This is a genomic window from Priestia endophytica (genome assembly GCF_026790145.1).
Taxonomy (GTDB): domain Bacteria; phylum Bacillota; class Bacilli; order Bacillales; family Bacillaceae_H; genus Bacillus_I; species Bacillus_I endophytica_A.
The window spans coordinates 676-12,547 of the sequence record NZ_JALAMS010000037.1 but is presented as its reverse complement, the minus strand read 5'-3'; the positions used below and the strand labels follow the sequence as shown (position 1 = coordinate 12,547).

Genomic DNA, 11,872 nt, shown 5'->3' with positions numbered 1-11,872 from the left:
TAGGAGCTGACCAAACAGCTCGTGCTAACGGTTCAGTAGGAGGCGAAATTACGAAACGTCTTGTTGCTACAGCTCAATCGCAATTATCAGGCCAAGTTTGAACAAGTAACGTATCTCATTAATTGTTCAAAAAACTCTATAGCTATCATGGCTTAGGCTACCTACATCTGTAGGTAGCCTTCAATTTTATATTTTAAATCATTTTTTATCAACCCCAATATTATTATGCTAAGATTTTAGGTTCATTTTATCTAAAGATTGAAAGCTGTTTTCCTTAAGAGGTACGGAGAGTAATTGGGTTTTCTAAAACAAATGATAAAATGGGAATAGTAGATTATTGATAGAAGAGCTTCTTTCTTAGCAAAAAGTAAAAGGGGAAGGTTCCTTTGAAGAGACCCCCCCTTTTAATTAATCATCTCTATTATCTTTATCTTGTCTATCTTCTTGATCTTCTATTGGATCTTCTGGATCTGGATTTTGGTCTTTTTCATCATCTTTGTTTAGGGTATCATTTTCATCGACGCCAGGAGCATTCTCATTTATATCCCCATTATTTTCGTAGTTCACATCATCTGCATCTCCATTATTTTCATTGTTTGTATCATTTCCCCCTTCGTCATTTGGAGCTTGTTCTTCATTTTGTTGCTCATCTTCTTGGGGAGAATCTTGATTATCATTTGCTGTACACCCTGTAATAAGCGTAATAGCAAATAATCCTCCTAATGATTTTAATAACCATTCCTTCATTTGGGCACTACTCCTTTCTTAACTATGATTTAAAATTCTTTCATATTTTTTGTATTTTCCTTTTTTTTATTCACATGAATTTTATTTAAAATAACGAGCAAATGATTTTATATAAAAAAGAAGTCCTATTTTTCGTAAATAGGACTTCTTTTATTAGATTTTTATACTATGAATTAGTCAGCATGCAGTTAGAGGTGGAGGTTTCAGAACTATGCAAATGTAGACTTAAATACGGTTTCAGAGTATGCACATTTATCTGTTAAAATCTTATCAAGACCTAAATTGTAAAAAGTCTTAAAAAATAAAGGGTGATACAGATTATACATGACTAATATGTATCACCCTTTTACTTCTTGTTCAACAATCGGGCCAGATTCTTGAAGATTAAATTTAAAAATGAGAGATTTCTAATAGTAAAGATTTAACTTTTATTTTGGTTATAATGTCTGATGAGAAAGTTAACGATTTTTGAAGGACTGATTATCCATGGAAAGAATCATTTTATGGTCACTGCTCATAATAGGGATTGCCTTATTCTTTTATAGTTTAAGAAAACCACCAATCAAAGATTTGATTTTAATTTTCTTATTGACCTCTTATTTCTCATTATTTTTTGGTGTTCTTGTTGTAGAAGAAAAAATGGTCGAATATCCAATAAGCTTTTTAAGTAACTACTTCAGTTCTAGCCTTCTTTATGAATATCTTTTACTTCCAGTTGTCTGTATTTACTTTTATCTAGCGACTTAATACTCAAGATATCCCAGCATTATTCTGAAATGTGCATTGTATACATCTGTTTTAACGATTATCGAGGTTCTTTTGGAAAGATATACCGATTTAATTGAATATCATACTTGGACATGGATACACACGTTTATCAGTATCTTTTTTCTAATGATGTTTATTCGTATCCTTATGGAATTAATTAACAGACATGATAGATAAATTGCAAGCTATCCATAATAAAGATCACACATCATCCATAAGTCTTTAAGACGGATATATCAATAAGCTTTCAACGTTTATTTTTTTATATTAAACAGGGACTAAATCCATTTTTATCTTATTAGCCACGAAATTGCGTCTGTAGTATTGATTAACAATAAAGATGTTTAAAAACGCCAGACATGATTGATACTCCATTGAAGGGTGCCATTCTTGAATAAGAAGGCGTCCTTTCTGAATTGGGCCAGATTATTGAACAACATAATCCCAAAAAGAACATTTTTAATTATTGAATATTTATTCAAATTAATGTATTGTAATTCAATAACTATCTGGAGGGATAAAATGAATTATAAAATTATTGAAGAACTATCTTTGAACAATTGGCAGCCCTTATCTACGTTACTTTACGATGGATGGGTACTACGATTTTCAAATGGTTATACGAAACGTGCTAATTCAATTAATCCTATCCATTATTCAACTTATGATTTGAATCAAAAAATTGAAGAATGCGAGAAAATCTACTCGAATAATGATTTAAGTACTACATTTAAAATCACGCCTTTTGTTAAACCAGAAAATTTAGATGATATTTTAGAGGAGAAAGCTTATTCTTTGATTGATTGTACAAGTGTCCAAACCATGGAGCTAGATAGCATTATAGAACCAACCTTCCATTCCGTAAAACTAGATGGAAATATTAATGTTGAGTGGCTAGATAATTTTTGTAGACTGAATAATGTTGAAGAAAAAAACAAGGATACGATGGTACAAATGTTGTCCAATATTGCAACTCAAAAGTGCTTTATATCACTATATTATAAGGAAGATGTGATTGCCTGTGGTCTTGGGGTTATAGAAAGGGAGTACATAGGGCTTTATGATATTGTCACTGACATTAAATTTAGGAATCAAGGATTCGGCGAACAGTTGATATTGAATTTACTAAAATGGGGGAAAGAAAATGGAGCTAAATACAGTTACCTAGCTGTTCTTTTGAATAACAAACCTTCATTAAGACTTTATTCTAAAATTGGTTATTCGGAAATTTACAAGTATTGGTACAGGGTTAAAGAAAATGTTTGACCCACTCCTAATTCAACTAAACCAGATAATAGTAGATACTCAACTAGTCCATTATAGGGCGCGATTGTGGAACATCAAATATACATATCGTACTAACTAAATTTAATCTAGTTTATAAATATAATATGTATTAAAAAAGAGGTACCTTGTATTATTTTATACATAGTAGCCTCTTTAAATTATAGTATAGTTAATAAAATCTCAGGTCGTTGCAATAACTGGGATAATGCACGTCTTAGACTAAAAATTAGTTAGGTCTTTTTGTTCTTTTCTTTGTGATACCTTGTATATAGTATGACAACTGTAAGCCAAAATCCACTAATAAGGTATCCACCAAAAATGTCACTTGGATGATGTACACCTAGATAAATACGACTTACTCCCATTGCTAAGATTATAGTTACAATCAGTAAAGATAATAGAATCTTTATTTTATAATGATTTAAATGAGTCCATAATAAAAATAAAAGTATACCGTAAAGAACAAAGGTATTCATAGCGTGTTGACTTGGAAAGCTATGGCCATCAATCTCTACTAAATGTGGTCCATCTGGTCGTGAACGGCTAAGTAAATATTTTAGTCCTTCCCCAAGTAGTCGCTCTCCTAGCATTGTAATAATAAACAAAATAGAAGCAAAACGACATTTAATTACAAAATAAAGATAAAATAGAATGACAAGAGAAATCCCAATAACAAAATAGCTTGAGCCGATGAAGTTAAGACCTTTCATTATATTGGTTAAAAAAGAAGATCGATTATTATGAATGATTGACGATAACCATTTGTCAAATTCATTAAAAATATATGCTCTTAATTTAACTAAAATCTCCATGTTAGAATCCTCAAATCTATGTAAGTAATAATATTCTTCCCGAATATTTAACCAACATACAGATCTGTTGTTTATTAGAGGAATCTAGAGAGTCTTATGAATGATGTATAAAATTCTGCATAACGAAAAGACACAAACCCCTTATCGTTCAACAGGTTTGCGCCTTCTCTACTTCCCAGAATTAAGATCATAGTGATTAGGTTATTCACTAGAGGTTCCCCTTAGGAAAAGGAGAATATCAAGAGTTATTTAAACCAACCTTTTCTTTTAAACCAAAGATACATTAATACTCCAATAACCCCCATGAATCCAAGAGAAAGAAAATATCCATATTTCCAAGTTAATTCAGGCATATTTTCAAAATTCATTCCATATATCCCCGCAATAAACGTCAAAGGGGCAAAAATAGAGGTAATGATTGTAAGAACTTTCATTACATTATTTGTTTGATGTGAATTCAGTGAAAGGTAGCTATCTCTTATATCAGCTGTTACCTCTCTATTGGACATTACCATTTCCGATAGTTTCAAAAGGTGGTCATATATATCAGAGAAATATTCTCTTTTTTCTCTAATCCCACTCAAATGGTGAGAGTTTAACATACGATAAAGTAAGTCTCGCATAGGATTAACCGTATGTCTTAGATTTAATAGCATAGATCTTGTATCGAATAACTCATTCATCAAATCGGTCATTGATTTCTTTGTTGTGTTATGTTCAATTTTATTTAATTCATCTTCAATTTTATAGATTAGGGGAAAGTAGTTGTCTACAATTTTGTCCAGAATTTGATAAAACACATAAAAGGTATCCCACTTTTCAGTATTTTTTTGTACTGAAAGCCTATCCCATACCTGGGTAACCTCCTTTGATGGCATACGATGAAAGGTAATAATAAACTTTTCACCGACGAAGAAATCCAATTCTTCTTTATAAATTTCTTTTTCTACTTCTCGAATAATATGTGTAACATAAAAAGTATAGTCATCGTAGTAGTCCAATTTAGGACGTTGAAGCCTCTGCACACAATCTTCAATAGCAAGTGGATGGAATTGAAAAGTGTACGCTAAATGTTTTATCTCTTCATCGGTAGGTTCATTAAAATCTACCCAGAACCATTTATACTTTGATAAATCTGCATGATACAAATTAATATTTGTTTCTAAATTATTCTCATTAGTAATAGCAATCAAATTTATCATAGATAATTCTCCCTATAACCCACAATATTCCCGCAGCTTTAAATATCTTTTTCTGTTTAGAACAAGCTAAGATTTAAGGTGACTGGAAATCTCATATTACCTTAAGTAGTTTGCTCCAAATATTGGATGTTATTCCTTTCCTTAAAATGAGCATAATAATGCTTCTTTTTCCTTATTGAAAAATTAGAGAGATTAAAGAGGGTTTATAATTGATTACATAGTTGTTGAAAACCATGATTTTTGAGGGTAGTGGTTCAAAATAATAGAGATATTTTATATAAAACAAAATGTAGAGAAGTAGGGCTCATGATTATGAAAGGGATTCGGGGCAGAGTAAAAGAGAATCACTCGATAGGCATTAAAGACAGTGGGAAGCTCTTCATACATTTAAAAATGGTGTGTAATAAGAAGAAACTTAGTGAAATGAAAAAAGGGGTGCGACTAAACGGTCAACATCCCTTTTCTCTTTCGCACATGGCAAACCTAATGTCGGATATGAGACTTACATATACAAGGAGATGAGAGGAAGAGTGCTATGTAACGTTCTTCTTCCTAACCCATCTTATTATGTATGACTTTCTTAGTATACCTACCTAAATTTTACCTAGTATGTCTTAAGTAAAGAAAGGAATTCTAAGATTATCCAAGAGCGAGGGGGGGACAGATATGGCAAATCGTAATAGTGGTCGTAACCAATTAGTAGTACAAGGTGCGGAATCTGCAATTGAACAAATGAAATATGAGATCGCTTCTGAGTTTGGTGTTCAATTAGGAGCTGACCAAACAGCTCGCGCTAACGGTTCTGTAGGAGGAGAAATTACGAAACGTCTTGTTGCTACAGCTCAATCTCAATTATCAGGTCAAGCTGGAGCAACTAACGTACGTCATTAATCTCTCAAAATTTAATAGCTATTATGGCTTGGGCTACCTATTTATGTAGGTAGCCTTCAATTATAAATCGTATACATAAAACTAATTTGCATAATACGGATTATAAGAAATAAATCTTTAAAGTAGTAGCGGGCTTGAGCCTTCTTTTTCTGATAGGAGATCGATATAAACAAAGAAAAATATATACCGAGAGAGAAACAAAACTCCAAGTGCTCCATTTTAATTTTTGAATTAAATTGAAAGACTATGAAAAAAAGAGAAAAGACGCGTAATATTAAGAGAATTCGATATTTTATACGTTTTTTAAGTTGTTGTTTCCGTTTTCATGGATAATGTTTCCGTTTTCAGTGACTTTGCCTGAATAAGACCAAACATGACATAATGAGAACAACAAATCATAAGGGAGGAAAATAAAATGAAAAAAATAGTTGAATTAGTTTCTAACGTAAGAGAAGTATATGGTAAATCAATGGATAATTACGGAAATGCAATTTTAAAAACAAAAGTCAAGTAAGGAGGATTTTAATTGAAAATCTATATTGAATGTCAAACTGATCCACAAACCGATTCCAAAAGATAAAAATGAGAATCGGTTTTTTTTATGAAAAATTCCTCAATCCCTGCTTACCTATTTGGTTATCTCTCCTAAATTAACTTCATCATAAAAAGTATTTACTTTTCCCTTAACATAATTTGTCCTATAAGAAATAAAAATCTAGAGGATTCAAAATATACAAGCAATATTTATAGACAAGATAAGAAGTAATACTGAAGTATATATTATATTTTGTTAGGATTTAGATTTTCTATTAAACCATTCCCATCTCGTTTTCTCTTAACCAGATATAGAATAATTGATCTTCATACATGTAATGTCTAATCTCTATGTATAAGAAGTTTGAAGTGGATTCATTTTTAGTCAGCCTACAAATATACTATAATGAACATAAAAGTTAACTAATAATATTTTTATGTTAACATAAGAGTGATAGATTCTGTTGAAGTGGGGTGAAATATGTATAAACTGCGAGGCCATCATCTTTTTTGCCTTCTTGGCTATCGGGGAATGGGGTATTCTCCAGAATATGTAGAAAATATGACAAAGTTGCATCAAACCTTAAGAGATCAACCTCAGACAAGGATTAAGCTTGTAATGGGTCCTGATCACTTGTGTGAGAAATATCCTAACTCAGGTGAATATCATTGCCAAAATGAAACCATCTACAAAAGAGATGCTGAAGTTTTAAAGAAGATGAAGCTTGAAATCGGACAAATTTTGAAATGGGAGGATATTGAATCTCGTATTCGAAAGCATATCAATCCCTTTGATGTTCAAGACATCTGTAAAAATTGCTCTTGGCGTTCTTATGGGGTTTGTGAACAAGGCATTCAAGAAATGCTTGAAGGGAAGGGCTTAAGGGAAGTTAAATAAGCCCTTCTTTTATAGAGGGTTTTTTGTTTTTAGGGGAGGAATATTTATTAAAAGCTTGCAATAGCATTTTATACGGGGAACAACAAATCATTAAGTACATTTCTTATCATCTTTTTTTCTAATTCAAAAAGAGCTACCGTAGTAGCCCTGAATAATAAAGTCAACTGATATTTATAGCTTGTCCCCATTAGTTGTAATAACATCTTTATACCAGAAAAAGGACTTTTTCTTTTTCCGTTCTAACGTCCCACTACCGTCGTCATGTTTATCAACATAAATAAAACCATAGCGTTTCGAGAACTCACCTGTGGACATACTGACCATATCAATACAGCCCCAGCTCGTATAACCCATTAATTCAACTCCATCTTCGATAGCTTCTCCCATTGCTTTTATATGCTCACGAAGGTAGTCAATTCGATAATGATCATTTATCGTGCCGTCTTCTTCTATATTGTCATAGGCTCCTAACCCATTTTCTACAACAAATAGGGGCTTTTTATAGCGATCATATAATTTGTTTAAGCTAATGCGTAATCCTTCTGGGTCAATTTCCCACCCCCAGTCACTTGCTTTTAAGAACGGATTTCTTATGCCGCCAATAATATTCCCTTGTGAAGCTTCCTCATCTGTTTTCATTTTCTTCTCAGTACGTGACATATAGTAGCTAAAGCCAATATAATCAACAGTGCCTTCCTTTATTATATCCAAATCACCATCGTGCATTTCCAATTCAATATTATGTTCCTTAAAGTATCTCTTCATGAAAGGTGGATACTCTCCCCGTACTTGAACATCTGCACAATAGTAATTGAAAAGCTGTTCCTCTTGAAGGGCATACATCACATTTTCTGGATTACAATCAAAGGCATATACAGGTGCAAAGAGAATCATACAGCCTATTTTTGAGTTAGGAATAATCTCATGACACGCTTTGACCGCAATAGCGCTTGCAACAAATTGATGATGATATGCTTGGAAGGTAGGCTGGTATTTGTCCTCTTCTTTTTCAATTGAAAAGCCAAGACCTTGAATCGGCATAACCAAGCCACTATTGATTTCATTAAACGTCATCCAATACTTTACTTTATTTTTATAACGATTGAAAATTACTTTTACATATCTTTCAAAGAACGTTACTACTTGACGGTTTCTCCAACCTCCATATTCTTTTACTAAATGAAGTGGCATTTCATAATGAGAAATCGTTACGACTGGTTCAATCCCATGTTTATGTAACTCGTCGAAAATACGATCATAAAAAGCTAATCCTTCTTCATTAGCTTCTAGTTCATCACCATGCGAAAAAATTCGTGTCCAGGCAATCGACATACGGAATGACTTGAAACCCATTTCCGCGAACAACGCAATATCCTCTTTATACCGATGATAAAAATCAATCGCTTCATGATTTGGATAGTAATATTGATCACGATGGATTTCAAAATCGAAACCTGGATTCATTAATATTTTATAGCGCTCTTTTCCACCTGGAAGAACATCGGCAATATTGAGTCCTTTATTTCCTTCATTATACCCGCCTTCTATTTGATTAGCTGCAGTTGCTCCACCCCATAAAAATTCTTCAGGGAACCGATATTTTTTCATGTTAATTACCTCCACAAGTATATTCCATCCTTATTATTTGGTTTTTGTGTAAATTTATTAAATTCATTACTCTAAAAATAAAGATAAAGGCTACAAACTAAAGGTAACTCTATTTCTATATATAGAAAAAAAGAGAAAAAATATAGGATTCATTTCCTTCCTATAAATAAAATATTCATAAAATTTATAAAAAAACTTATATACTTAGTAGACAAGTTGAAATAAGGAGTGTATACTAGGGTCATGGAACAACTTAGTAGACAAGTATATAAGTCTACAAATCATTTCCTTTTTATAAGTCTTAATTGAGGTGACAGAAATGAAAAACATAAGTATTGAGGAATTAAAAGAAAAAGCAATTGAAATGAGACAAACTGCTTTAACAATGATTCACAAAGCACAATCTGGTCATCCAGGAGGTTCACTCTCTGCAGCTGATATTATGACAGCGCTATATTTTAAAGAGATGAACATTGACCCTAAAAATCCTAACTATGAAGATCGAGATAGATTTGTCCTTTCAAAAGGGCATGTTTGCCCAATCCAATATTCTGCATTAGCTCTATTAGGATATGTCCCATATGAAACGATTTATACACTGAGAGAATATGGTTCTCCTTTCCAAGGACATCCAGATATGAAAAAATGTCCGGGAATTGATATTTCAACAGGTTCTCTAGGACAAGGATTATCATGCGGCGTAGGTATGGCAATCGCAGGTAAAAGAGATAAGAAGGATTACCGAGTGTTCTCGTTAGTAGGAGATGGAGAATGTCAAGAAGGACAAATTTGGGAAGCTGCTCAGACTGCAGTAAAGTATCAATTGGATAATTTAGTTGTCTTTGTAGACAATAACCGTCTTCAAATTGATGGCTTCTGTGACGAGATTATGCCACTTCAAGACGTAGAGAAGAAATTTGAAGCCTTCGGTTTTGAAACCAAGAGAATTAATGGACATTCAATGGAAGACATTGTTGAAACATTAGATGAAATTAGAGAATTAAAAAATGGAAAGCCGAAATGTATTGTACTTGATACTGTGAAAGGAAAAGGCGTTTCTTATATGGAGGATATCGCTGAATGGCATGGAGTTGCTCCTAATGATGAAGAGTATCAACAAGCTATGGAAGAACTTGCAGGAGGTTTAAAATAATGAGTATCATGGAAAAAACTCTAACAACAAAAAAAGCTACAAGAGAAGCCTTTGGTGATGAAATCGTAAGATTAGGTAAAGAAAACAAGGACATTTATGTAATTGATGTTGATATTGCAAAATCATGTAAAACAAGCAATTTTATAAAGGAATTACCTGATCAGCACATTAATGTTGGAATTGCCGAGCAAAATGCTGCAGGTTTAGCTGCAGGGCTTGCAACAACTGGTAAGATTCCTTTTGTAAGCACTTACGCTGTATTTGGTTCATTAAGAATGGCTGAACAAATTAGACAAGAAGTTTGTTATCCAAACTTGAACGTTAAAATTGCTTGTTCCCATGGAGGACTAACTCCTGCTAATGATGGAGGAAGTCACCAAGCCATTGAAGATATGGGCGTTTTAAGAAGTATCCCAAATATGACAGTTATTATGGGAGCCGACTACCAATCTACTAGAAAATTAGTAGAGCAAGCTGCGAAGATAAACGGACCTGTATATTTACGATTCACAAGGGATAAAGTTCCAATGCTTTACGATGAAACGGAAGAGTTTACAATTGGTAAAGCAAAACAATTAAAGGATGGAAAGGATATAGCCATTATTGCAAATGGGGATACCGTGCATCTCGCTTTAGAAGCAACAAAAAAATTAGAGAAAAAAGGTATTTCTGTAAAACTACTGGATATTCATACAATTAAGCCAATTGATAGAGAAGCTGTAGTAGAATGTTTAGAAGTAGGACGAATTATTACAGTGGAAGACCACAATATTTTAAATGGACTTGGAAGCGCTGTATCTGAGGTAGTTGCTGAAGAAGGCAAAGGTAAGGTAAAGAGAATTGGCGTTCAAGATCAGTTCGGTCAATCTGCTCCATATGAAAAACTGTTGGAACTTAACGGAATCACTGTTGAAAATATTGTTCGTACTGCAAATGAAATGCTTTAAAAAAACGAAAATAATCTTAGAAATTTTAACCTGAGGAGCGAATAAAGATATGTTTGAATTAAAAGATAGAGTAGCAATCGTTACAGGAAGTGGATCAAAAAAAGGAATTGGACGTACAATTGCCTTAACACTAGCAAAACAAGGAGCAGCTGTTGTAGTAGCTGATTTAAATGCCGATGGGATTCAAGATACTGTTCAAACAATTCAAAATGCGGGTGGAAAAGCATTAGGAGTAGAACTAAATGTAATAAGTAAAGAATCAGTTGACGCTATGGTTGAAACCGTTTTAAATGAATATGGACGTATTGATATCCTCGTTAATAATGCAGGAATTTCACAAAAAGTGACAGTGGAAGATATGACAGTGGAAGATATGACTAAAGTCTTTAACGTAAATATGTTTGGGTTATTCTTATGTACTCAAGCCGTATTAGAACCAATGAAAAAACAAAAATTCGGTAGGATTGTAAGCCTTTCCTCTGTATCTGCAAAAAGAGGAGGAGGAGTCTTTGGTGGAGCACACTATTCTGCATCTAAGGCTGCTGTTTTAGGATTCTCTAAGAACCTTGCTCGTGAAGTTGCAGTAGAAGGAATTACAGTGAATTGTGTGGCTCCAGGCCTTGTAAATACTGAGATTTGGAAGTCGCTTCCTAAAGAAGATGCTGATAATGTGATTGCTGGAATACCAATGGGTAGACCAGGAGAAACGGAAGAGATTGCATCAACTATTGCTTTCCTAGCTTCAGAAGAAGCATCGTACATTACGGGTGAAGAAATTGATATCAACGGTGGGTCACATATGGATTAATACCTAGGATAGATGGATTGAGTCTGACTCAAAACCAAAGGGTCAGACTCATCTTATTTATGTAAATAAAATACCCTGTGTATTGTTCTATAGAATTAAAATTATTATGTTGGAGGATTACTATGCCATTATTGTTTACAGCTATTGGGGTAATATTACTACTTATTTTGATAATGGTGTTGAGATTAAACACATTTGTTTCATTAATTATTGTATC

General features: G+C 33.1%; 12 protein-coding genes and 1 pseudogene. 9 read left to right on the top strand and 4 right to left on the bottom strand.

The annotated features are described in order from the left end of the window. The coding region (locus MOC86_RS22085; RefSeq protein WP_268586138.1) for a small, acid-soluble spore protein, alpha/beta type at nucleotides 1-101 on the top strand (101 nt) is incomplete at its 5' end. Nucleotides 102-408: 307 nt separating this feature from the next. Here MOC86_RS22085 and MOC86_RS22080 read toward each other — a convergent pair. Further along, on the bottom strand, nucleotides 409-747 hold the full coding sequence (locus tag MOC86_RS22080) for a hypothetical protein (protein ID WP_268586136.1): 339 nt from the start codon (nucleotides 745-747) through the stop codon (nucleotides 409-411). A gap of 486 nt (nucleotides 748-1,233) precedes the next feature. On the opposite strand from MOC86_RS22080, the pseudogene MOC86_RS22075 reads away from it, so the two are divergent. After that, nucleotides 1,234-1,692, top strand: a pseudogene (locus tag MOC86_RS22075) (CBO0543 family protein). A 345-nt stretch (nucleotides 1,693-2,037) separates the two neighbouring features. Next, the gene (locus MOC86_RS22070) at nucleotides 2,038-2,781 is read left to right on the top strand and encodes a GNAT family N-acetyltransferase (RefSeq protein ID WP_268586135.1); all 744 of its coding nucleotides are present in this window, start codon (nucleotides 2,038-2,040) and stop codon (nucleotides 2,779-2,781) included. A 251-nt stretch (nucleotides 2,782-3,032) separates the two neighbouring features. Here the strand turns inward: MOC86_RS22070 and MOC86_RS22065 are convergent, their stop codons facing one another. Both MOC86_RS22065 and corA read right to left on the bottom strand, forming a co-directional pair. Further along, a complete protein-coding gene (locus MOC86_RS22065; RefSeq protein ID WP_268586134.1) occupies nucleotides 3,033-3,614 on the bottom strand; it encodes a phosphatase PAP2 family protein in 582 nt (193 codons plus the stop codon). A gap of 245 nt (nucleotides 3,615-3,859) precedes the next feature. Further along, on the bottom strand, nucleotides 3,860-4,816 hold the full coding sequence (corA, locus tag MOC86_RS22060) for a magnesium/cobalt transporter CorA (protein WP_268586133.1): 957 nt from the start codon (nucleotides 4,814-4,816) through the stop codon (nucleotides 3,860-3,862). Between the two features lie 666 nt (nucleotides 4,817-5,482). Between corA and MOC86_RS22055 the strand changes: the two genes are divergently transcribed. Then, nucleotides 5,483-5,707, top strand: coding sequence for an alpha/beta-type small acid-soluble spore protein (locus MOC86_RS22055; RefSeq protein WP_268586132.1), 225 nt, complete (start codon nucleotides 5,483-5,485; stop codon nucleotides 5,705-5,707). A 1,015-nt stretch (nucleotides 5,708-6,722) separates the two neighbouring features. Then, nucleotides 6,723-7,139, top strand: coding sequence for a DUF1284 domain-containing protein (locus MOC86_RS22050; RefSeq protein WP_268586131.1), 417 nt, complete (start codon nucleotides 6,723-6,725; stop codon nucleotides 7,137-7,139). A 171-nt stretch (nucleotides 7,140-7,310) separates the two neighbouring features. Here the strand turns inward: MOC86_RS22050 and MOC86_RS22045 are convergent, their stop codons facing one another. Then, nucleotides 7,311-8,747 carry a glycoside hydrolase family 1 protein gene (locus MOC86_RS22045; RefSeq protein ID WP_268586130.1) on the bottom strand — a complete coding sequence of 479 codons (1,437 nt, stop codon included), beginning with the start codon at nucleotides 8,745-8,747 and terminating at the stop codon, nucleotides 7,311-7,313. 319 nt (nucleotides 8,748-9,066) lie between these two features. Here MOC86_RS22045 and MOC86_RS22040 point away from each other — a divergent pair, with 319 nt between their 5' ends. From MOC86_RS22040 to MOC86_RS22025, 4 genes are all read left to right on the top strand, one after another. Next, on the top strand, nucleotides 9,067-9,900 hold the full coding sequence (locus MOC86_RS22040; protein WP_268586129.1) for a transketolase: 834 nt from the start codon (nucleotides 9,067-9,069) through the stop codon (nucleotides 9,898-9,900). Continuing rightward, the gene (locus MOC86_RS22035; protein WP_268586128.1) at nucleotides 9,900-10,847 is read left to right on the top strand and encodes a transketolase family protein; all 948 of its coding nucleotides are present in this window, start codon (nucleotides 9,900-9,902) and stop codon (nucleotides 10,845-10,847) included. Before MOC86_RS22040 ends, MOC86_RS22035 begins: the two co-directional genes overlap by 1 nt. Before the next feature lie 49 nt (nucleotides 10,848-10,896). Then, nucleotides 10,897-11,655 carry an SDR family NAD(P)-dependent oxidoreductase gene (locus MOC86_RS22030; RefSeq protein ID WP_268586127.1) on the top strand — a complete coding sequence of 253 codons (759 nt, stop codon included), beginning with the start codon at nucleotides 10,897-10,899 and terminating at the stop codon, nucleotides 11,653-11,655. Between the two features lie 122 nt (nucleotides 11,656-11,777). Beyond that, the coding region (locus MOC86_RS22025) for a hypothetical protein (RefSeq protein WP_268586137.1) at nucleotides 11,778-11,872 on the top strand (95 nt) is incomplete at its 3' end.